The organism is Natronospira bacteriovora (assembly GCF_030848495.1).
Lineage (GTDB): Bacteria > Pseudomonadota > Gammaproteobacteria > Natronospirales > Natronospiraceae > Natronospira > Natronospira bacteriovora.
The window spans coordinates 250,827-273,788 of record NZ_JAVDDT010000002.1 but is presented as its reverse complement, the minus strand read 5'-3'; the positions used below and the strand labels follow the sequence as shown (position 1 = coordinate 273,788).

The window sequence follows — 22,962 nt, the reverse complement described above, 5'->3', positions numbered from 1 at the left end:
CAGCGCCTGTTCATCGACGCTGTCTCGCCGGGTCATCATCACCCCTCATCCCCGTGCATTGTCCATGGCAGTCCAGTTGTCTGCCTGTTTTGCCACGGAAATCAGCGCGCGATGGTGTTCGCCGAGGTAGCTGTCCAGCGTCTTGAGGTAAACCGCCTCATAGTCCAGGACACGCTCGCCCCAACCGAAGGAAGAAGCCTGTGCCATGGCATTGGAGGTGATTTGATTCCAGTCAGCGGGTGACTGCCAGCAGGCCAGAGCTCGGTCCACGGCTTCCGTCAGCTTCTCGCTGCTGACCGCCTCCATGTGAAAACCGTTCCCACGCCCGGGATCCACGCCGGCATCAATCACGGTATCAAGCAAGCCTCCCACCGGACTGACCACGGGGATGCTGCCATAACGCATGGCGCACAGTTGGGCCAGGCCGCAGGGTTCGAAACGGGAGGGCATGAGCAGCATGTCCGAGGCGGCATACACCTGGTGGGCCAGGGCTTCATCAAAGCCCTGCTTGAAGGCCAGCCGCCCGGGCCAACGATGGGCTGCCGACTTGAGTGCCCGGCTGACGGCTGCTTCACCATCCCCGAGCACCACGACATCAATATCCCTGTCCATCAGGGCCGGCAATGCTGCCAGCAGAATATCCACGCCCTTCTGCTCCACGAGTCGGCCCACCCAGGCCAGCAGTGGCCGGCGTGGTTTGTCCTTGGCGGCCATGCCCAGGCGCAGCTTGAGGCGATCTCCTTCCGACTGCTTCGCCTTGCGACTCGCGGCGGGAGCACTGCCATCAAAATGATGCGTCAGCCAGGGGTCGGTGGCCGGATTCCAGGTGTCGAGGTCAAGGCCGTTGACGATTCCCGTCAACTTCTCGGCGCGTGACCGCAGCAAACCGTCCAGACCGGCACCGAACAGGGGCGTCTGGATCTCCCGGGCGTAACCCGGGCTGACGGTGGTGAGCCGGTCGGCGAAGACCAGCCCGCCCTTGATGAAGGCCACCTCACCGTGAAACTCCAGCGCCTCGGGATCGTAAAGCGAATCAGGCAACCCCAGCCGGGCCAGTATGCCCGGTGGAAAACGGCCCTGATAGGCAAGATTGTGAATGGTGAATACCGTCGGCAGATTGCACTCGTTCATCCGCATCCAGACCGGAACCAGCCCCGTGTGCCAGTCGTTGCAATGAACCAGATCCGGCTCCCAGTCCAGACCCAGCGCGCCGCTGGCAATATCCGCCGCCGTTCGACTCAGGTGACTGAACTGCAAGGGGTTGTCGGCCCACGGCTTGCCGGTGCGATTCAGATAGGGGCGGCCCTCTCGTCTCAGAAAAGCCGCGGTTTCCAGCAGCCAGACAGGAAAGGGCGTCTGGCCATTTTTCTGAGCCAGCAGCCGTCCCTTGAACCCCCGCGTCGGGGACAGCACCCTGGCCTGTTTGATCAGACGCGAAGAATACGCCGGGATCAGCACACGCACATCGTGACCGCGTTCGGCCAGTGCCCGGGGCAGGCTGCCCATGACTTCACCCAGCCCGCCCACTTTGACCAGGGGCGACATTTCCGCGGCCACCATCAGTATCTTGAGTCGTTTCATGATCTTTCCCTCCACTCCAGGTAAACGGCGCCAAGGGGGGGCAGACGCAAGGCAACGGACCAGGGGCGACCCATCCAGGACGATTGGATCGCCGACACCTGTCCGAGATTGCCCACGCCACTGCCGCCGTAGGCTTCCGCATCACTGTTGAAAATCTCCCGCCACGCGCCACCCTCGGGCAAGCCGATGCGGTAGTCCTCGCGTACTATGGGCGTGAAGTTGCAAATGGCCAGAACATGACGGGCCTCGGCCCCGTCCCGGCCGGGCTCCCGCCGCAGAAAGCTGATCACCGACTGATCCGCATCATGGCAGTCGATCCATTCAAAGCCGGCGGCATCGAAGTCCCCCCGGTGCAGGGCCGGCCTGTCCCGGTAGAGATGGTTCAGGTCGCGAATCAGGCGCTTGACGCCGGCGTGTTCCGCCACTGCCCCGAGCGCCTCGGGAAGCTGGCCGTCATGAGACCACTCAGTGGTCTGGGCCAGCTCATTGCCCATGAACATCAGCTTCTTGCCCGGATAGGCATAGAGGTAGGCATACAGCAGCCTGAGGTTGGCAAAGCGTTGCCAGCGATCCCCCGGCATGCGATCCAGCAGGGATCCCTTGCCGTGCACCACCTCGTCATGGGAGAAGGGCAGAACGAAATTCTCGCTGAAAGCATAGAGCAGGCCGAAGGTGAGGCTGTCGTGATGGAAGCGCCGGTGTACCGGGTCATGACGGAAATAGGCCAGGGTGTCGTGCATCCAACCCATGTTCCATTTCATGGAAAAGCCCAGGCCACCCAGATGCACCGGGCGGGTCACACCCGGCCAGGCGGTGGATTCCTCGGCAATGGTCATGCTGCCGGGGCATTCCCGGTGCGTCATGGTGTTCAGAGCCTGCAGGAAGGCCACCGCCTCCAGGTTTTCCCGCCCACCATGGATATTGGGCAGCCACTCGCCCTCCTTGCGGCCATAGTCCAGATAGAGCATGGCCGCCACGGCATCGATACGCAGGCCATCGAGATGGAATTCCTCCAGCCAGTAGAGCGCACTTGAAAGCAGAAAGCTCATCACTTCCTTGCGGCCGAAGTTGAAGGCCAGGGTGTCCCATTCGGCCGTCTCGCCACGCCGAGGATCGGCGTGCTCGTAGAGCGCGCTGCCGTCAAAGCGGGCCAGGCCATGAGGATCGCGAGGGAAATGGGCCGGCACCCAATCCAGGATCACGCCGATACCGGCCTGGTGCAGGCGATCGACGAAGTAACGGAAATCATCGGGGTTGCCGAAACGGCTGGTGGGGGCGAAATAGCCGGTGGTCTGGTAGCCCCATGAGGCATCGAAGGGATGCTCGGTGATCGGCATCAGCTCCACATGGCTAAAGCCGCTGTCCTGCAAGGTCTCCACCAGGGCATCGGCCAACTGGCGATAGCCCAGGAAACTGCCGTCGGCATTACGGCGCCAGGAGCCCGCATGCAGCTCATAGATGCTGATGGGGGCATGGCGCCAATCCGGCCGCTCGCGCATCCAGGCCGCATCGCCCCATTCATGCCCGGGCTCGGTCGGGACCAGACAGCCGGTGCGGGGACGGACCTCCCAGTGCCGGGCATAGGGATCACCCTTGTCCGTCACCTCGCCGCTCTGGTTGTGAATCTCAAATTTGTACAGGGCACCGGCTGCCAGGCCCGGAATGAACAGTTCCCAAACCCCGCTTTCGCCGTGGACCGACATGGGATGGCTCAGGCCATTCCAGTTATTGAAATCACCCACCACACTGACCCGCTCGGCATTGGGCGCCCAGACACTGAAACGGGTGCCGGCGACGGCGTCCCTGTCCATGCAATGCGCACCCATGATCTGCCAGGCACGACAATGATGGCCCTCGCCAAAGGCCACAAGCGCCTTCCAATCCAGATCAGGGGCGAACTGGTAAGGGTCATGAAGCCGAGCGGTCTCTCCGCCCGAATACTCGCAGACCAGAATCCATGGCTCGGTCGCCGGCTTTTCGGGCAAAGGGCATTCAAACAGACCGGCGGGATGAACGACTTTCATGGGCACCCGCCCCGGCTCCAGCCAGACCGCCTTCGCGCCCGGCCGCCAGGCACGGTAGCGCCTGCCCTGGCAACCCAGAACGGCATGGGGCGCATGATGGCGGCCCTGCACAAGGCGCAGGACATCACTTTCCATCACGGATCGGGCGGGCATGGCTGGGCTCATCGTTTCCTACCGCAAGGCGACTGGAATGAACATGGTCGGCCGGACGAGGCGCGCAAGCGTTGACGGCAGTCAACACCGGCGCGAATGGGGGGTGCTCGAATGAAGACTCGGAAACGCGGCAGGAGCGCCGAGCATGATGGCCCAACCCAATCCCGTCAGTGAACGCTTCGTCAGTCTCATCACCCGCGACACTCTCGTCCTGGTGCTGGCTGGCGGCAAGGGGACTCGTCTGGGCTCCCTGACCTCGCACCGGGTCAAGCCGGCCGTACCCTTTGGCGGGCATTTCCGAATCATCGATTTCCCCCTGTCCAACTGCCTCAATTCCGGCATCCGGCGCATTGGCATACTCACTCAGTACAAGGCCCACTCCCTGATCCAGCACCTGCAACAGGGCTGGGGATTTCTGCGTTCGGAACTGGGGGAATTCATCGAACTGCTCCCCGCCCAGCAGCGCACCGGCGAAGGCTGGTACCGCGGCACGGCGGATGCGGTCTACCAGAACCTGGACATCATCCGTCTGCATAACCCCCGTTTTCTGATGATCCTGGGCGGTGATCACATCTACAAAATGGACTATGGCGCCATGCTGGGATTTCATGTCACTCACGATGCCGATGTCACGGTAGGCTGCATGCCCGTGCCGATGTCGCAATCAAATCGTTTCGGCATCATGGATGTGGACAATAACCATCGAATCACCCGCTTCGTGGAAAAGCCCGACCACTGCGAGGGCTCACCGGGACAGGCGGACCAGGCCTTGGCTTCCATGGGCATCTATGTCTTCAATACGGATTATCTCCTCTCCCGCCTGATGGTGGATGCCACCCGCGACGATTCCAGTCATGACTTCGGCAAGGACATCATCCCCGACGCCGTCACCGAAGCCCGCTGCTACGCCTATCCGTACAGAAACATGCATGATGATGGCCCGGCCTATTGGCGGGATGTGGGCGACATCGACTCCTATTGGGAAAGTAACATGGAGCTGATCGGCCTGCGGCCGGAACTCAACATCTATGACCGGGACTGGCCCATCCTGACCTGGCAACGGCAGGCGCCCCCGGCCAAGTTCGTCCTGGACGAGGAAGGCCGGCGCGGCGAAGCCCGCAACTCCATGGTGGCCGGTGGCTGCATCGTCTCCGGTGCCCAGGTGAACCAGTCCCTGCTGTCCTCTTTCGTGACGGTGGATGAAGGTTCGGTGGTCGATCAGTCCGTGATCCTGAGCAATGTGCGTATTGGCCGCAATGTCAGGCTCCGGCGCACCATCATCGAGACCGGCTGCGATATTCCGGATGACATACGCATTGGCTATGACGCGGAAGAGGATGGCCGGCGTTTCGAGCTCAGCGCCGGTGGCATCGTACTGGTGACCCCGGAGATGCTGGGTCAGGCGGTTCACCATGTCCGATGAGGCACTGCGGGTGGTGCTCTGCTGGCATATGCACCAGCCGGAATACCGCGACGCATTCAGCGGCCAGTTCCTGGAATCCTGGACCTATCTCCATGCCATCAAGGATTACGCCGACATGGCCGCCCACCTGGAACAGGTGCCGGGGGCCTGCGCAGTGTTCGATTTCTCGCCCATCCTGCTGGATCAGCTGGAGGATTACAGCCGACGCCTCAAGCGCCACCAGGTGGATGGCAGCCCCATCGGTGACCGCGTGCTGGATGCCCTCGCCCATCCGGTTCTGCCGCTCAATGAGGATGATCGCCGGGGCCTGGTGCGTGCCTGTCTCCAGGCCAACCGCCAGCGGCTGATTGAACGCTTCCCCCCTTATCGTCGTCTGGCCGACATGGCCGTATCCATCCTCGCCGAAACGGACGGCCTGGCCTATCTGGAGGATCGCTTCATCCTCGACCTGCTGGTCTGGTTTCACCTGGCCTGGCTGGGCGAGACCCTGCGTCGGGATGATCGCCGCGCCGACCAGTTGCTCGGCCGGGCCAGCGGTTTCAGCTACCCGGATCGCCAGTTGTTGTTGAGCCTGATCAGTGACACCCTGCAGGAACTCCTGCCCCGCTACCGGCGGCTGCTGGAGAATGACCGCATCGAGCTGGCCACCTGCCCCTGGGCCCATCCCATCCTGCCCCTGTTACTGGACTTTGCCAGTGCCCGCGAAGCCCAGCCCGAGGCCAATCTGCCGGTGGCCCAACGCTATCCGGGCGGCCGGGAGCGCGCCCAATGGCACCTGGATACCGCCGGCGAACACCACCGGCGCTGCTTCGGCCGCCCCGCCCAGGGCTGCTGGCCGGCCGAGGGGGCGATCAGCGGCGACACCGTGCAGCTGCTGGGGCAAGCCGGTTATGCCTGGGCCGCCAGCGGCCAGGCGGTTCTCTGCAACAGCCTGGGCCACCCCCATCCGGGTTCGGATCAGATCCATCGGCCCTGGCAATTGGGCGAGAAGGGGCCGGCCCTGTTCTTTCGAGATGACGGCCTGTCGGATCTCATCGGCTTCACCTACAAGGACTGGCATGCCGACGACGCCGTCGCCAATTTCATCCATCACCTGGAAACCATTGCGTCGGAAAATGCGGAACCGGGTCGAGTGGTTTCAGTGATCCTGGATGGCGAGAACGCCTGGGAGCATTACCCGGACAATGGCTATCATTTCATCGGCAGCCTGTATCGCAAACTGGTGGCCCATCCCCGCATCGAACTGACTACCTTCTCCCGCTGCCTGCGAGACCCCGCTGTGCCCATTCGAAGGCTGAAGCGACTGCGGGCAGGCAGCTGGGTGCATGGCAACCTGGATACCTGGATGGGCGACGAGGACAAGAACCGGGCCTGGGAAATGCTGGTGGCCGCCAAGCAGCAGTGGGACCGACTGCCCGATACCCTGCGCGAGCAAACCGGTCGGCAACTGGCCGCCTGCGAGGGTTCCGACTGGTTCTGGTGGCCTGGTGACTACAATCCCGAAGCCGTCGTGGCCCGCTTCGAACGCCTGTACCGCCGGCATCTGGCCGACCTCTACCGCCAGATGGGCCAGGCGCCGCCGGAGTATCTGGAACAGCCCTTCTCCCGGGGCGGTGGTCAACCGGAGGGCGGCGGGACCATGCGCCCCGCCCGGTAATCATGCGTCGCGACTTCGTATTCGGCCGCCGTCGAGCCGGGATCCTGCTCCACCCCACTTCCCTGCCCGGCCCCGGCCCCGTGGGCACCCTGGGCAAAGCGGCCTTTGCCTTCATCGATTTTCTTGCCGAGGCTGGCGTGAGCGTTTGGCAGACCCTGCCCCTGCTGCCGGTCAATGAAAGCGCCTCGCCCTATCAGCCCCTTTCCCTGTTCGCCGGCAATACCGCCCTGATCGATGCCGAACTGGTGGCCAAGGATTTCGATCTGCCCTCAGCACCGTCCGGGACGGCCGGCCCGGATCTCATTCAGGCTGCCATGCAACGCATCAGGCAGCGGGAGAACCGGGCCATGTCCAATGCCTTCGAGGCCTTTCGCCACCACCACCGCAGCTGGCTTCGCCCCTGGTGCCAGTTCCATGCCCTGCGGACGCAGTTCGACGGTGCGGCCTGGCCGTACTGGCCGGCCTGCTTTCGCTACTATGAACTAGACCCGGTGCTGCCACTGGACGAGTACATTGAGGCGACCATGGACCGGGAGGCCTTGCGGCAGTTCCTCTTCCATCAGCAATGGCGGCGACTCAAGACCGCCGCCAACCGCCGTGGTATCGCCCTGTATGGCGATCTCCCCTTCTACCCCTCCGCCGACAGTGCGGACACCTGGCAATATCAGCACTACTTTGATCTGGATGCAGACGGCCATCCGCGCCGTATTGCCGGAGTGCCCCCGGATGCCTTCAGCGAGGCCGGGCAAAGCTGGGGCACGCCCGTCTATGATTGGGCCCGCCTGCAGGAAGATGGATTCAAATGGTGGCTTGAACGCCTGATGAATCAACTGGAGCTGTTCGACATCCTGCGCCTGGACCATTTTCGAGGCCTTGAATCCTGCTGGTCGCATCCGATTGACAGTGACCCGGCCGACGGCGAGTGGACGCCAGTGCCGGGCGAAGCACTCCTGCAGCAGGTTCACCGGGTTCTGGGCGATTTCCCGCTGGTGGCCGAGGATCTTGGCCATATCACGCCCGCAGTGGAACAGCTTCGCGATCAATTCGCCCTGCCGGGCATGCGCATCTGGCAGTTCGGCTTCGATGGCAAGGAGGGCAACCCCCATCATCCGGACAACCACGACAGTCATTGCGTGGTCTACACGGGAACCCACGACAACAACACACTCATGGGCTGGTGGTCCGGCCTTGAAGAGGAACAACGCGAAGGGGTATTAGCCGCCCTTTCTGAACAGGCCCTGGACACGGAACAGCCCATGCACTGGCGACTGGTGAATGGCTGTCTGGAATCCCTGGGCCAATTAAGCGTGATCCCGCTCCAGGATCTGCTTGGCCTCGGGAGCGAGGCACGAATGAACACCCCGGGGACCGCGGCGGGCAATTGGTCCTGGCGCATGAGCGGAAAGGAGTCGCTGCCGGCGCTGGCCGCCTGTCTTAGGGAGCGGGTGGTCTCCAGCGGCCGGGACGGCCCGACTCTCAATCCTCAATTGGTTCCGTCTCGAATAACCACAGCATCTTCCCCATTTCGAAGGGATGGCTGAGCAACTCGTGCCAGGGGTAGAGTCGAACATGCAGCTGATAGATACCGTTGTCCGGTGACTCCAGCTCCAGTCGAAATACCTGTGCCTCCTCTTCCTCATCCTTGGTGGACAGAAAAGTATGCACCAGCCTGAATTTCTCATCCAGTAGCGCAGCAGGCGATTGGTGAGGAAGCGGAACCAGGCATTCGGACGCATCCCCCTCGCCGTCACAACCATTGAGCAGGCATTCCAACACCACATCTCCGGACTCCAGACCGTTGAGCCAGACCAGGACCTCCAATCTCAATCGCTCACCGGTCAGGATGGATGTCGGAGGTAGCCGCCGCCACTGAACTTCGACCCCTTCCCAGCACTGAGCAACCCTGGCCTTCCAGGCCGCAAGACGCTCCGCCTCAAGCGCACCATCCGCCGTCAGACGCTCACCGTGACGGGCTGCCGGCGCATAAAGACGCTGGGCATAATCACGCACCATGCCTTCGGCATTGAAGTGAGGCAGCACACTGATCATGGAACGCTTGGAGCGGGCTACCCAGTCCGGGGAATAGGCGCCAGGGCCAATTCGGTAATACTCGGGGATCACCTGCCCTTCGAGCAGATCCAGCAGATCCTCCGCTTCCACCCGATCCCGTTGCTCGGCCGACAACTCCCGGTCATGGGGCGCGATGGCCCAGCCATTGTCGCCGTCATAGCCTTCAGCCCACCAGCCATCCAGGACACTCAGATTGATGACACCGTTCATGGCCGCCTTCTGCCCGGAGGTGCCACTGGCTTCCATGGGGTATTCCGGGGTATTGAGCCAGACATCCACCCCTGTCACCAGTTTCCGCGCCAGGGCAATGTCATAGCCCTCGATCAGAAAGACCCGGTTGAGAAAGGGGGGCCGGGAAGCAAACTCGTGGATGCGCTTGATCAGGGATTGTCCGGGCACATCCTGGGGATGAGCCTTGCCCGCAAAGAGCAGGATTACCGGCCGATCGGGATTCGTAACAAGCCGCTCCAGCCGTTCCAGGTCCTGGAAGATCAACAGTGCGCGCTTGTAAGTGGCAAAACGACGGGCGAAACCGATAATCAGCGGCCGCGTATTCTCCGGCGAAAAGACCGCCTCCATGCCCTCAATCCGGGAACGTGAATAATTATTCCGGCAGTACTGCCGGAACAAGGAGCCATGCAGGGCCCCCAGCATATCGCTCTTGAGTGACTGGGTAAGACTCCAGAAGCGATGGTCGGCAATACTCCCCACTGCCTCTTCCCAGAATTCAACATCCCCCAGATGCTGGCGCCAGTCCGGATAGCGTCCGTCAAAGAGATTGACCCATTCCCGCGCCAGAAAGGTGGGCACATGGACACCATTGGACACCCAGGTGATGGGGTTGTCTGCCGGCGCCAGGTCCGGCCACACATGGGCCTCCATTCGCGCCGCCACATTGCGATGCACTGCACTGACGCCGTTGTGCCGGCGTGATCCACGCAAGGCCAGAGCGGTCATATTAAAGGCGTCTCCCCGCTGAGGGGATGCCCCAAGCGCCAGCAATCTCGACAGAGGTACGGAAAGGAATTCAGCAAGCGGCATGAGATAGCGCTCGGCCAGTTCACGAGTGAACAGGTCATGACCCGCCGGCACCGCGGTATGGGTAGTGAAGACCGTGGCGGCTGCCACCGCTTCCAGGGCGCCGGGAAAGGTCAGACCCTGGCTAACCCATTCCCGGCAGCGTTCGAGGATCTGAAAGGCCGGGTGTCCCTCGTTAATGTGCCAGACAGAAGGATGAAAACCCATGGCACGCAGGGCACGCACACCCCCCACCCCCAACACCATTTCCTGTTCAAGGCGCATCACCCGATCACCGCCGTAGAGCTGGTAGGTGATGCGTCGATCATTGGGTCCATTCTCCGGCAGATCGGTATCCAGCAGCAGGAGCTGCAGTCGCCCGACCTGAATCTGCCACAGGCGAATCACCACCTCACGATCGGCCAGCTCCACGGCAACCCGGATTTCCTCGCCATGTTCGTCCGTCACCGGTGTCACCGGCAGGTCTTCCACCCGGAAGGGCCGGTAGATCATTTCCTGACCGCCATCACGATCCAGGCGCTGGGTGAAATAACCCTGCCGGTACATCAGACCAACGGCGAGAAAAGGCAGGTCGAGATCGCTGGCGGCCTTGCAGTGATCGCCAGCGAGAATACCCAGCCCCCCTGAGTACAGTTGCAGACTCTCATAGAGGCCGTATTCCATGCAGAAATAGGCGACCAGATCTCGACCCGGCTCCAGGCCGCTGATGGCCTGCAGGGGACGATCGCGTTCGGCCGACAGGTAGCTGTCAAAGGCATCCAAAACGCTCTTGTACTGGAACAGAAAATCCGGACTCTTTGCCAACGCCTTCAGCCGCACCTGGGAAACCCGGCGCAGGAAGATCTTCGGATTATGCTCGCACCGATTCCAGAGATCCGGGTCGATACGATGAAACAGCCCGCGAACCCGACGCTCCCAGCTGTAGTAAAGATTGCCGCTCAGATCCTCCAGCCGGGCCAGGGCTTTCGGCAGTTTTGGCCTGACTTCCAGCAAGTGATCATGCCCTGCCATTGCGCTACTTCCTGCCGGTCCAACCGGCTCTGTGATCGTCATGCAGATAATGTATGTGTCACGAGAGGCGATGATGATGACCGCCGTCAATGCGGACACGAACCAGGGCCTTGATGATGAAGAAACGCTTTCAGCCAAGCCCCTTCGGGGAGGAGTAACACATGGAAATCACACTGAGCGTGCTCAAGGCCGATATCGGCTCCATCGGCGGCCATATTCAACCGTCCACAGCGCTGACGGAAAAAGTGCGGGAGATCATCCAGCATAAGGGGCGAAAGCAGCTGATCGACAGCCGGGTCAGCTGGACCGGCGACGACATTGCCATTCTGATGACCCACCAGCAGGGCGTGGGCGCCACCGCCATCCATGAAATGGCCTGGGAGGCCTTTCTCGCCGGTACCGAAGTGGCGCGTTCGGAAGGCCTTTACGGCGCCGGCCAGGATCTGCTCGCCGATGCCTTTTCCGGCAATGTGCGCGGCATGGGTCCAGGCGTGGCGGAAATGACCTTCCAGGAACGGGATGCCGAACCCTTTGTGCTGTTCGCGGCCGACAAGACCGACCCGGGGGCCTTCAACCTGCCCCTGTACCGGGCCTTCGCCGACCCCATGAACACTCCCGGCCTGTTGCTCTCACCGGCCCTCACCGAAGGCTTCCGCTTCGTGATCATGGATGTCGCCCATACCGGCAAGGACCGGGTGATTGAACTGGAGGCACCGGAAGATCTGTACCGCATCGCCGCCCTGCTGCGGGATCCGGAGCGCTATGTGGTGGAATCGATCTGGTCGCGTCACTCGGGCCAACAGGCGGTGGCGGCCTCCACCTCCCGCCTGCACAACATTGCCGGCAAATACACCGGAAAGGACGATCCGGTCATGCTGGTTCGGGTACAGAAAGACTTCCCGGCCACCGGGGAAATACTGGCGCCTTTCAGCACCGGCCACTTCGTCGCCGGCGGCATGCGCGGTTCCCACAATATGCCGCTAATGCCGGTGCCCTTGAATGCTGGGACCAGTTATTTTGACGGCCCGCCCATCGTCACCGGCGCCGCCTTCTGCGTCCACGAAGGCAAGCTCACCGACCCCGTCGATGTATTCGCTCATCCCTTCTGGGATCGGGTGCGCGACCAGGTTGCCGACAAGGCGATGGACATGCGCCAGCAGGGTTTCTTCGGCGCCGCCATGCTGCCCATGGATGAACTGGAATACACGGGCATCACCACCACCCTGGATAGCCTGGATGAACGCTTCCGCGTTCGCCCGAACGGACCGGAACCACTCCGACAGGCGCTCTGAGCCCGCCCAGGAACTGAAAAGTCCACCGCCGCGGCGGGTGGTCGGGGCAAGCTGACCCGACCACCCGCCTTTTATCAGTTTTCTCTGATATAGCCAGCATATTGGTCTACACTTCTGAGAGTGATCGCCTTCCCACGGATTTGGAGAAACGTTGATGGACCACGACGTTGTCCATGCTCAAGCCCCTTCGGCAGAGCACCATGCCCGCCTGCTCGATGCGGTGCTAGCCCAGGGCGGACAGCTGATTTTCGCCCTGGCCCCGAAAGGTCAGGTTCTGCTGTTCAATGCCGCGTGTGAACGCCTGACCGGACACCCGGCCGCGGAAGTCATCGGCCAGGCTCCCGACCCCGTTCTCATGACATCTGAAGAGGCCCGACACCTCAGGAAAGCGCTGCAATCCGCCTCCACTCCGGGCAGTTCGACCACCATCCGCTGTCAATGGCGCATCCGCGCCGGGCCGGATCGGATGCTCCAGCTGTCAGCCAGCCCGGTAATCGACGACCAAGGCCAACTACTCTGCCATTTGCTCACTGCCCCCCCGCCACCACGCCCTGACCCAAGGGTGATTGATGCCGAACAGAAGACGGGCGACAGGTCGACCGACCTGGAACAGTTGCTGAAGGCATTGCCGGGCCTGGTGGCTCACATCAGTCCCGATTTCGAAATTCTGTTCGCCAATCACGCTTACCGGGACTGGTTCGGCTTGGACCCGGAGGCCCAGCGGGGGAAGCATCTGAAGGATGTCATCGGACGCCAGGCCTTCCGGATCCTGAAAGGGCATTTCCGCCAGGCTCTGGCCGGACAGCATGCACTGTTCCAGGGCGAAGTGCCCTATGCACGCGGCGGTCCCCGTTTCATTCACGGCAATTACATCCCCAGCCATGACCCGGCCGGTGATATCAACGGCTTTTATATTCTTTCAGTGGATCTCAGCCACGAACAGTCATTGGAACGGAAACTGGACCGTACCAGCCGCCGTGCCGAGACCATCATCAATACTGCCATTGATGGAATCATCACCATTGACGAGACCGGCACGGTGCACAGCTTTAATCCGGCTGCGGAACGCCTGTTCGGCTACCAAGCCGCCGAGGTGATCGGCCACAACCTAAACATGCTGATGCCAAAACCCGAGCGCGACAAGCATGATCAATACATTGACAACTATCTTAGGACCGGAAAGGCAGGGATCATCGGCATCGGCCGGGAAGTCACGGGCCGCCATCGCGACGACAAACCCATTGACCTGCTGTTGTCGGTCGCGGAATTCGATGAATCGGGCCGGCGCATGTTCGTTGGCATCACCCATGATCTGACCCAGCGAAACCGGATCCGCAACGAAGCCCGGAAATACCTGGATCAACTGGCCCAGCTCAACCGCGTCGATGCCCTGGGGGAGATGACAGCTAACCTGGCACACGAAATCCGCCAACCGTTGCTGGCCATACAGGCGTCGGCCTACGCGATGCGCCAGCAGAACGGAACAGCGACCCTGCAAACGCCTATAGATGACAACCTGGATAGAATCGAGCGGCAAAGCAAGCGGGTCAATGACATTCTCAATCAGATAACATCCTTCCTCCGGAATGAGGACGATCCCCCTGACAAGGACCTGGACATTTACTCACTGGTTTGCGAGGTGCTTCGCCTCCTGGATCACGACGCACGCCTAAGCAATATTCGTGTAGAGATAGATATACCTGATACACCCTGTCACATAAAATCCCACAGCGTGCAGATCCAGCAGGTGCTATTCAATCTTGTCTCCAATGCCATGGATGCCATGGATCACACCCCGGGACCACATGAAATCCGCATCGTGGCCCGGCACGACAAGCCGAAAAATCAGTGCTGGGTGGACATTATCGACACAGGCCCCGGTATCGCCGAGAAAGACATGGAAAAGCTGTTCACCCCCTTCTTCACCACCAAGACCCGCGGCATGGGACAGGGCCTGGCCATCAGCCGTTCCATCATCCGCCGTCATGGCGGCACGCTTGAAGGCAGTAACCACCCACAAGGCGGCGCATGCTTTCGCTTGACCCTGCCCCTGACGGGAGAGAAGCATGAGCCAGTCTGAGGGCACGGTCATCATCGTGGACGATGATGTGGATGTGCGCGAATCGCTGGCAGCAATCCTGTCCACCGCTGGGATTCGAACACGCTGCCATGCCTCGGGCGCGTCCCTACTCCATCACCCATTGCCCGAAGGCCCCACCTGCCTGCTACTGGACCTGCATTTGCGGGAAGAAAATGGCATCCAGATTCAGGAAGCACTTCAGACAAGCAGCCCCCAGCTGCCCATCATTTTTCTCAGCGGACAGGCCGATGTCGCCTCCGCAGTCACCGCCCTCAAGCGCGGGGCTTTCGATTTTCTCGAGAAAGGCAGCTTCACCCCTCAGCAACTGCTTGCGCTCGTGGGTGACACATTGAATCAGCACAGGCTGCAACTGGAAAAGCGGGAACACCAGGCGGCCCTGCAAAGCCGTCTGGCGCAGCTCACACCCAGGGAACGGCAGGTGGCCAGCCGGGTTGCCGACGGCAAGGCCAACAAGGTTGTCGGCGCCGAACTGGCCATTAGCGAACGCACGGTGGAGATCCATCGGCATAACCTCTTGCACAAGCTGCAGCTGCGTTCAGCCGCCCAGCTCGCCAAATTGGCCCCGGAAATAAACCAACTCGACGCACATTAAGCGCGTTATCCACAGTAAAAAGACGGCGATGAGCAACGCCAACCTCCCCGGATATCTTGGTTATGGAAAATCCATCAGTCCCCGAGAGGTGCACTTAGTGGAAACCCCTTATAGTCGGCAGTAATCGTTGAGCCTACAGTTGCTCCAATGGGATATGGAAATAGTCCAGCACCCTGGAGAACCGACATGCAGGCCACCATTGAAAACACCGGATTGTTCAGTTCCAGCTTGCCGACCGGTCTAACGGCCGTTGATCGTGAGGAGTTGGGCGAAACCGATTCGTTAAGCCGTCTTCGCATTCTGCAGCGGGGGCAGCATCTGTTCCGCACTGGAGACCGGGTCGATCGCGTGCATCGAGTGGTCGGCGGCATCCTCAAGAGTTACTTCATCCATGAGGATGGTGATGAGCAGGTGATCGGCTTTCATCTGTCCGGCGACCTGATCGGTTGCGACAGCCTGGCCGATAAACTCGCCGCTTTCTCGGTGGTGGCACTCGATACCTCCAGTGTCCAGCGGCTGGCACATCCCGAACAAGAGCAGATGATGCTGAGCTGGATGCAGGACGAGATTCTGCGCCTGGCTCGCCTGCTGCACATGGAACGGGGTGGCACCGATGCCCGCCTAGCTCGCTTCCTGCTCGATTTCTCCGAGGCCCAGCGGCGCCGGGAATTCAGTGCCCGGGAATTCCACCTGCCCATGGGGCGCCGGGACCTGGCCCGCTACATCGGTCTGGCGCCGGAAACCGTCTCGCGGATATTCAGTCGCCTGCGCGTGCGAGGCATCCTGGCTGTTGAGAACAACCATATCCAGATTCTCGACCACGATGCCCTGGAGCAGGTGGCCCGCGCCGAGAACAGACAAGTACCCACTCATCTCGCCAGCTGACCCAACCGGCCGTGATCCGACAGAAGCAGTGCCGGATCGGGCCGGTCGCGATTTCGATCCTTGATTGACCGGGATCAAGTGCCTGCCGTGACCAATTGTCTAGCCTGAAACCAGCCCATCGGCACCGGGGAGGTATCTCCATGTCTGGACGCAAGGCAACGGGCAATGCCCATCAAGTCTCAAACACGCAGTCCTTTTCCTGGGCCACGGCCCGTGCCCAACTGAGTGACCTGGGTGAGGGCCGGATCAATCTCGCTTTCGAAGCCCTGGACCGACACATGGATGGTCCCGCCGCCGAACGGACGGCCTTAAGCTTCCTGGCCCGCGACAGTCTCGAGGCGCGGGATATCAGTTACCGCGCCCTCAATGAACGCGCCAATCGTTTTGCCAATGTGCTTGATGAACTGGGTATCCGGCCGGGCGAGCGGGTCTACGGCCTGTCCCAGCGCATTCCGGACCTGTACGCCGGCTTCTTTGGCGCCATCAAACATGGCTGCGTGTTCACCCCGCTCTTCCCCGCCTTTGGCCCCGAACCCATCCGCCAACGGGTGGAGATTGGCGAGCCGGCGGTACTGGTCACCACCGAACGCCTCTATCGCCGCAAGGTCGCCGAATGGATCACCCAGACGCCCTGCCTGCGGGAGGTGTTGCTAATTGGCGATGTGGACGAGGCCCCCGAAAACACCCGCGATGCCGGGGCACTCATGGATCGGGCCTCGAGCCATTACAGCACCCGTCCCATGGCCCCGGACGCACCAGTGCTGCTGCATTTCACCTCGGGCACCACGGGTACGCCCAAGGGCGCCCTGCATGTGCACGAGGCGGTCATCACCCACCATGTCACCGGCCAGTACGCCCTCGATCTCAGACCCGGCGATGTCTACTGGTGCACCGCCGATCCGGGCTGGGTAACGGGGACTTCCTACGGCATGATCGCGCCGCTCACCAATGGCACCACCCTGGTAGTGGACGAAGCCGAGTTCGATGCCGAACGCTGGTACCGCATTCTTCAGGACCAGGCGGTAAAGGTCTGGTACACGGCCCCGACCGCCATCCGCATGCTCATGCGGCAGGGGCCGGAACTGGCCCGGGCCCATGACCTGTCCGCCCTGCGCTTTCTGTCCAGCGTGGGCGAGCCGCTCAATCCCGAAGCGGTGCATTGGGGCCGGGAAGTCATCGGCCTGCCCTTCCATGACAACTGGTGGCAGACCGAAACCGGCGGCATCATGATTGCCAACCGGCCGGGTCTGTCCATCCGGCCCGGCTCCATGGGCAAGCCCATTCCGGGCATCGAGGCCGCCATTGCCCGCCAGAGTGAATCCGGCCTTCAAATCCTCCATGAGCCCGATCAGACCGGGGAACTGGCCCTGAAACAGGGCTGGCCCTCCATGTTCCGAGGCTACCTGAACCAGGAGGAGCGCTACCGCAAGTGCTTTGAAAGCGAGTGGTATCTCACCGGGGACCTGGCCCGTCGCGATGCCGATGGCTATTACTGGTTCATTGGCCGAACCGATGATGTGATCAAGTCCGCCGGCCATCTCATCGGCCCCTTCGAAGTGGAAAGCGCCCTGCTGGAACACCCCGCGGTGGCCGAGGCCGGTGTCATCGGTGTGCCGGATGAAGTGGCCGGCGAGACCGTCAAGGCCTTCGTCACCCTCAAGCCTGGCCATACGCCGGACAAGGCTCTGCAAAAGGCCCTGCTGGGGCTGGCCCGCCAGCGCCTGGGGCCGGCGGTGGCACCGCGACAGATCGAGTTCCGTGAACAGCTTCCGCGCACCCGCAGCGGCAAGATCATGCGCCGCCTGCTGCGTGCCCGTGAACTGGGTCTTCCGGAAGGCGACCTCTCCACCCTGGAAGGGGGCAGCAATGACTGAGATCAGCCGGGCCCACAAGCCCAAGATGTCCCGCGAACATGCCTTCGCCCTGCTCCATCAGATGCTGCGGATTCGCCGATTCGAGGAACGCTGCGTGGAGCTGTACACCCAGGAAAAGATTCGTGGCTTCCTGCATGTCTGCATTGGCGAGGAAGCGGTGGGCACCGGGGTCATGCACAATCTGCGCGCGGACGAGGCGGTCATCTCCACCTATCGCGAACACGGCCACGCCCTGCTCAATCGCATTTCCATGGAACGGGTCATGGCCGAGATGTACGGCAAGCGGGCCGGCTGTTCCCTGGGCCGGGGCGGATCCATGCACCTGTTCGATGCCGACGCCCGCTTCTTCGGTGGCAATGCCATCGTCGCCGGCGGTCTACCGCTGGCCGTGGGCCTGGCCCTGGCCGACCGCCTGCAGGGCATCGAGCGGGCCACGGTCTGCTTCCTGGGCGATGGGGCCGCCGCCGAAGGCGCTTTCTACGAGAGCCTCAATCTGGCCGCCCTGTGGCAATTGCCCGTGCTCTTCGTCTGCGAGAACAACCATTACGCCATGGGCACCCCCATCGAGGTGGCCCATGCCGAGACCGCCATTCACCGCAAGGCCGAAGCCATCGGCGTGCCGGCCCGTCAGGTGGACGGCATGAGCGTGGTGCAGGTGGAAGCCGCCGCCCGCGCCGCACTGGAGGAGATTCGCGGTGGCCAGGGGCCGCGCTTCATCGAGTGTGACACTTACCGCTTCCGCGCCCACTCCATGTTCGACCCCCAGCTTTACCGCGATCAGGAAGAAGTGGCGCAATGGAAAGAACGCGATCCCATCGATCGCCTGGCCAACTGGATGCAGCAGGCCGGCCTGCTCGACGAAAAACAGCAGGCCAGTCTGGATCGGGAAGTCATGGAAGAAGTCGAGGCCGCGGTTCGCTTTGCGGAAGACTCCGAATGGGAAGCGGTCACTGACCTGCATGAACATGTGATGGCACCCGCCCCGGCCGGCCGTGAGCCACCCCCCGAGGCGGAGGAAGCGGGTAGGGAACTGAGCCTGCGTGAAGCCTTCGCCCGCGGGCTTGAGGAAGCACTCAGCCACGACGAGCGGGTCTTCATCATGGGCGAGGACATCGGCCGCTATGGCGGTTGCTATGCCGTCACACGGGGCATGCTGGAGCGCTTCGGCCCGGAACGGGTGCGCGACACGCCGCTGTCCGAGAACGCCTTCACCGGCGCCGGCATTGGTGCCGCACTGGGCGGCATGCGCCCGATCGTGGAGATCATGACGGTCAACTTCAGCCTGCTGGCGATGGACCAGATCGTGAACACGGCGGCCACACTGCTGCACATGTCCGGTGGCCAGTTTCCGGTACCGCTGGTGATCCGCATGGCCACCGGTGCCGGTCGCCAGGTGGCGGCCCAGCACTCCCACAGCCTGGAAAACTGGTATGCCCATGTGCCCGGCATCCGGGTGCTCTACCCGGCCACCGTGGAGGATGCCCGCTACATGCTGTGGTCGGCCCTGCAGGACCCCAATCCGGTGCTGATCTTCGAGCATGTGATGCTCTACAACCACAGCGCCGAACTCACCCCCCAGCCGGATGGCGTGGACATCGACAAGGCGGTGATCCGGCGGCCCGGTCGCGACATTTCCCTGATCACCTGGGGCGGCTGCCTGTACAAGACCCTGGAAGCCGCCGAGGTACTGGCCGGGGACGGCATCGAGGCGGAGGTGATTGATCTCCGGGTCCTGCGCCCACTGGATCGCGACACCCTGATCGAATCCGTCAGCCGCACCCGGCGTGCGGTGGTGGTGGACGAGGGCTGGCTCACCGGCAGTCTGGCCGGCGAGATCCTGGCCATCCTGTCCGAACAGGCCTTCTGGGAGCTGGACGCGCCACTCGCCCGGGTCTGCAGCGAGGAAGTGCCCATGCCCTACCCCCGTCACCTGGAAGAAGCGGCCCTGCCCCAGGTGGACAAGATCGTTGCCACCGCCCGCCGAATCCTGGGGGAACAGGCATGAGCGATTTTCGCATGCCCTCCATGGGCGCGGACATGGAATCCGGCAAGCTGGTGCGCTGGAAGATCCGGCCCGGAGACCGGGTCAAGCGTGGCCAGGTGGTGGCAGCGGTGGAAACCGCCAAGGCGGTGCTGGATATCGAGATCTTCGAGGACGGCACGGTACGCGAACTGCTGGTGGAGGAAGGCAGCGAAGTGCCGGTGGGCGAGGTGCTGGCACGGATCGACGGGGACGAGCAGGCGGCCAGCAAGACAGCCGAAGCCGCCACCGCGCCCCTGCCCCGCAAGGCTGCCCCGGAAAGGCCCAGTCCGGATGACAGCCAGCCGCCCCGAAAACCCGCCCAGCCGACCAGACACGGCCCCGGCCATGAGCCACGGCCCACCGCTTCACCCGCCGCCCGGCGTCAGGCTCGACTGCGGGACCTGGATTTGAGCCGGCTCCGAGGCAGTGGCCCGGATGGGGCCATCCTGCTGCGCGACCTGGACCAAACCGACGACAGGACTTTCGCCGAGCCATCACGGGGCTTTGAGCCGGAAGCCATGCGGAGCGCCATTGCCGCCACCATGAGCCGGGCCAAGCGGGAGATCCCCCATTTCTATCTCAGCCAGCAAGTGGACCTGAACGCCGCCGAACAATGGCTGGAGAACTGGAACCATGACCGCCCCCCGGCCGAGCGGCTGTTGATGGCGGGCCTGTTCATCCGCGCCACCGCCCTGGCCCTGGCCCGTTTCGGTGAACTGAATGGTCACTACGGGCCGGATGGCTTCCGGCCATCCAGTGACATCCACCTGGGCCTGGCCATCCACCTGCGCGGGGGCGGGCTGGTGGCCCCCGCCATTCTCCACGCCGACCGCCTGAGCCTTGGCGAGATCACCGCCGCCATGCAGGACCTGGTGCAGCGGGCCCGGCGCGGCGGTCTGCGCGGCTCCGAGTTCAATCAGGGCACGGCCACCGTGACCAGTCTGGGAGAGCGTGGTGTGGACCGGGTCATCGGCGTGATTCAGCCGCCCCAAGTGGCCATGATCGGCTTCGGCCGGCCACGCCCCCGCCCCGTCGCCATCGACGACGCCCTGGCCGTGCACGCCACGGTGGACATCAGTCTGGCGGCGGATCACCGGGTCTGTGACGGTCATGTGGGGGCCCGCTTTCTCAACGACATCGACCAGCGGCTGCAGCACCCGGAGGGATTGTGAACAGAGACGCACTCAGACAGGCCATTCTCGAAGAACTCTCGGATATCGCCCCCGACATCGACACCGCCGTCGTGAAAGACACGGAAACCCTGCGGGAGGAATACGATCTGGATTCCATGGATGCCATGAACCTGCTCATCGCCATCCACAAACGTCTGCAGGTGGATATCCCCGAACGGGATTACGGCCGCATGCAGACCCTGGGTGAATTGCTGGACTACCTTGAAGCCAGGAACCGATAAGAGAAAGGCGCCATGTTCAAGACTGTGATGGTGTTGGGTCACTTCCGGGGCATTCGCCTGGAGGTTCATATCAGCTGGCTGGTGATCTTTGCGCTGCTGATGGTGACATTGAGCAGCACCTTGATTCGCCACTATCCAGAATGGGCACTGCCAACGGCCATACTCACCGCCCTGTTCACTGCCCTGGCCTTCTTCGGCTCCATCCTGGCCCATGAACTGGGTCACAGTCTGGTAGCCATTCGCCGGGGCATACCCGTCAAGGCCATTACCCTGTTCATCTTCGGCGGCATGGCCCAGCTGGGCAAGGACAGCGAGAATCCCGAAGATGAGTTCCATATCGCCATCGCCGGCCCCCTGGTCAGCCTGGCATTGGCGGCCATATTCCTGATGCTGTCCTTCCTCTTCAGTCCCTTTCTGGAGCCCGTCTCGGTGGCCTTCGGCTGGCTGGGTGTAATCAACCTGGTGGTGGCAGTGTTCAACATGATCCCCGGCTTCCCCCTGGATGGCGGGCGCGTATTCCGGGCCGCCATCTGGCGCTTCACCGGGGACGCTCGCAAGGGCATCCGGGCGGCGGTCATGGGTGGGCGCGTGGTGGCCTACAGCCTCTTTGCCCTGGGTCTGTTCAATGGTCTTTATCTGGGCAACCTGCTGGGCGGGCTCTGGATCATTCTGATTGCCTGGTTCCTGCTCACCATGGCCGATATGCATGGCAGGCAATTCGACCTGCGCATGCGGCTTTCCGGCATCCGGGCAAGGGATCTGGCCGAACGCCAGCTACGGCCGGTCGATCCGGAACTCAGCATCCGGGACTGGATTGACCATTTCCTGCTGCCACGGGCCGAACGGGCCAGCCTGGTGGGCAGGGAACAGGATATTCACGGTCTGATCACCCTCAATGACATCCGACACATTGCACCCGGCGACTGGGCACACACGCCAGTCAGTCAGGTAATGACGGGCAAGGACATGTTCAAGAGCGTTGAGATCGACACCGGGGTGGAAGACATTCTGGCACTGATGAGCGAAACCGGCTTCAATCAGGTACCGGTGACGGAAGCGGATCGCGTCATCGGCTGGATTGACCGCAATCGTCTGCTGCGGGCTCTGGAGCTTCAGCTGGCCACGCGCCCGTGATTGCCCTGAGCGGGTGACGTCAACGCCACGTGATCAACGTCGGCGCAGGCAGAAAACGCTTTCGGTGCCGCCCTGAAGACCCCGTTTGCGAAGGCCGTCATCGGCAGGGAGCGGACCATGGTGGAGCCGTTCGATGTGATGGCTGTCACCAAAAAGCCGCTCCACCTCCCCGTCGCTGACATTGAAGGGTGGCCCCTGGAATCCGGGCTGTTCCGGGTAATCCAGGGTAACCAGCAGCGTTCTGGCCTGCGGACCGGTGAGGTGACGGAGGTGAGTCACGTACGGCTGGCGCATGGCTTCCGGCAGCGCGATCAGTGCCGCCCGATCATAGACAAGACCCACCGGCCCGATGTCGTCGGGGCTTAGCTGGAAGAAGTCACCGCACCACAGGGCAATCTGGCGGTGACGATAGCAGGTAAAACGCTGCCCCGAGCTTTCCTCCGGTTCAATCCCCCGCTCGGCGAAAAAGGCGGCACAGGCCCGGTCACTCAGCTCCACGCCAATCACCTCATGCCCCTGGTCCCGCAACCAGGCCAGATCATGGGCCTTGCCGCACAGGGGCACCAGCACGGCTTCCCCGGGCACCGGGTTCAGATGGTGCCAATGGCTCTGGAGAAGGCGATTGACCGCACCTTCATGAAAGCCAATCTGGTCGTTCTGCCAGCGTTCCCGCCAGAATTCCGGATCCAT

16 protein-coding genes are annotated in these 22,962 nt (G+C 62.5%); 12 read left to right on the top strand and 4 right to left on the bottom strand.

Going from position 1 to position 22,962, the window contains the following annotated elements; genetic code table 11:
• Positions 1–45: 45 nt before the first annotated feature.
• Positions 46–1,581: a glycogen synthase GlgA gene (gene glgA / locus RBH19_RS04035; protein ID WP_306727534.1), complete on the bottom strand. Its 1,536-nt coding sequence runs from the start codon at positions 1,579–1,581 to the stop codon at positions 46–48.
• Positions 1,578–3,758, bottom strand: a complete 2,181-nt coding sequence (glgB, locus tag RBH19_RS04030; RefSeq protein WP_306727533.1) for a 1,4-alpha-glucan branching protein GlgB — start codon at positions 3,756–3,758, stop codon at positions 1,578–1,580. Before glgB ends, glgA begins: the two co-directional genes overlap by 4 nt.
• Before the next feature lie 148 nt (positions 3,759–3,906).
• Between glgB and glgC the strand changes: the two genes are divergently transcribed.
• Genes glgC through malQ form a run of 3 tightly spaced genes read left to right on the top strand, consistent with a single transcriptional unit; the run spans position 3,907 to position 8,379 of the window.
• On the top strand, positions 3,907–5,181 hold the full coding sequence (glgC, locus tag RBH19_RS04025; RefSeq protein ID WP_406671980.1) for a glucose-1-phosphate adenylyltransferase: 1,275 nt from the start codon (positions 3,907–3,909) through the stop codon (positions 5,179–5,181).
• Positions 5,171–6,838: a glycoside hydrolase family 57 protein gene (locus RBH19_RS04020; protein ID WP_306727531.1), complete on the top strand. Its 1,668-nt coding sequence runs from the start codon at positions 5,171–5,173 to the stop codon at positions 6,836–6,838. The genes glgC and RBH19_RS04020 overlap by 11 nt, the downstream gene beginning before the upstream one ends.
• A gap of 2 nt (positions 6,839–6,840) precedes the next feature.
• Positions 6,841–8,379, top strand: coding sequence for a 4-alpha-glucanotransferase (gene malQ, locus RBH19_RS04015; RefSeq protein WP_306727530.1), 1,539 nt, complete (start codon positions 6,841–6,843; stop codon positions 8,377–8,379).
• On the opposite strand, the gene glgP is transcribed toward malQ, so the two are convergent.
• Positions 8,315–10,957 carry an alpha-glucan family phosphorylase gene (glgP, locus tag RBH19_RS04010; RefSeq protein ID WP_306727529.1) on the bottom strand — a complete coding sequence of 881 codons (2,643 nt, stop codon included), beginning with the start codon at positions 10,955–10,957 and terminating at the stop codon, positions 8,315–8,317. The genes malQ and glgP overlap by 65 nt on opposite strands.
• A gap of 161 nt (positions 10,958–11,118) precedes the next feature.
• Here glgP and fbp point away from each other — a divergent pair, with 161 nt between their 5' ends.
• The 9 genes from fbp (at position 11,119) to RBH19_RS03965 (ending at position 22,272) form a co-directional block, all read left to right on the top strand.
• Positions 11,119–12,249: a fructose-1,6-bisphosphate aldolase/phosphatase gene (gene fbp, locus RBH19_RS04005; RefSeq protein WP_306727528.1), complete on the top strand. Its 1,131-nt coding sequence runs from the start codon at positions 11,119–11,121 to the stop codon at positions 12,247–12,249.
• A 154-nt stretch (positions 12,250–12,403) separates the two neighbouring features.
• On the top strand, positions 12,404–14,329 hold the full coding sequence (locus RBH19_RS04000; protein WP_306727527.1) for a PAS domain-containing sensor histidine kinase: 1,926 nt from the start codon (positions 12,404–12,406) through the stop codon (positions 14,327–14,329).
• Complete coding sequence (locus RBH19_RS03995) at positions 14,316–14,942, top strand: response regulator transcription factor (protein ID WP_306727526.1); 627 nt, start codon at positions 14,316–14,318, stop codon at positions 14,940–14,942. Before RBH19_RS04000 ends, RBH19_RS03995 begins: the two co-directional genes overlap by 14 nt.
• Positions 14,943–15,128: 186 nt before the next feature.
• On the top strand, positions 15,129–15,827 hold the full coding sequence (locus RBH19_RS03990) for a helix-turn-helix domain-containing protein (RefSeq protein WP_306727525.1): 699 nt from the start codon (positions 15,129–15,131) through the stop codon (positions 15,825–15,827).
• Positions 15,828–15,967: 140 nt separating this feature from the next.
• A complete protein-coding gene (gene acsA / locus RBH19_RS03985; protein ID WP_306727524.1) occupies positions 15,968–17,701 on the top strand; it encodes an acetate--CoA ligase in 1,734 nt (577 codons plus the stop codon).
• Entirely contained in the window at positions 17,694–19,706 is a 2,013-nt protein-coding gene (pdhA, locus tag RBH19_RS03980) for a pyruvate dehydrogenase (acetyl-transferring) E1 component subunit alpha (RefSeq protein ID WP_306727523.1), read from the top strand. Before acsA ends, pdhA begins: the two co-directional genes overlap by 8 nt.
• Positions 19,703–20,896 carry a dihydrolipoamide acetyltransferase family protein gene (locus RBH19_RS03975; RefSeq protein ID WP_306727522.1) on the top strand — a complete coding sequence of 398 codons (1,194 nt, stop codon included), beginning with the start codon at positions 19,703–19,705 and terminating at the stop codon, positions 20,894–20,896. The genes pdhA and RBH19_RS03975 overlap by 4 nt, the downstream gene beginning before the upstream one ends.
• Complete coding sequence (locus RBH19_RS03970; RefSeq protein ID WP_306727521.1) at positions 20,893–21,138, top strand: acyl carrier protein; 246 nt, start codon at positions 20,893–20,895, stop codon at positions 21,136–21,138. The genes RBH19_RS03975 and RBH19_RS03970 overlap by 4 nt, the downstream gene beginning before the upstream one ends.
• Positions 21,139–21,150: 12 nt before the next feature.
• Positions 21,151–22,272 carry a site-2 protease family protein gene (locus RBH19_RS03965; RefSeq protein WP_306727520.1) on the top strand — a complete coding sequence of 374 codons (1,122 nt, stop codon included), beginning with the start codon at positions 21,151–21,153 and terminating at the stop codon, positions 22,270–22,272.
• Between the two features lie 33 nt (positions 22,273–22,305).
• Here the strand turns inward: RBH19_RS03965 and RBH19_RS03960 are convergent, their stop codons facing one another.
• On the bottom strand, positions 22,306–22,962 hold the full coding sequence (locus RBH19_RS03960) for a thiopurine S-methyltransferase (RefSeq protein ID WP_306727519.1): 657 nt from the start codon (positions 22,960–22,962) through the stop codon (positions 22,306–22,308).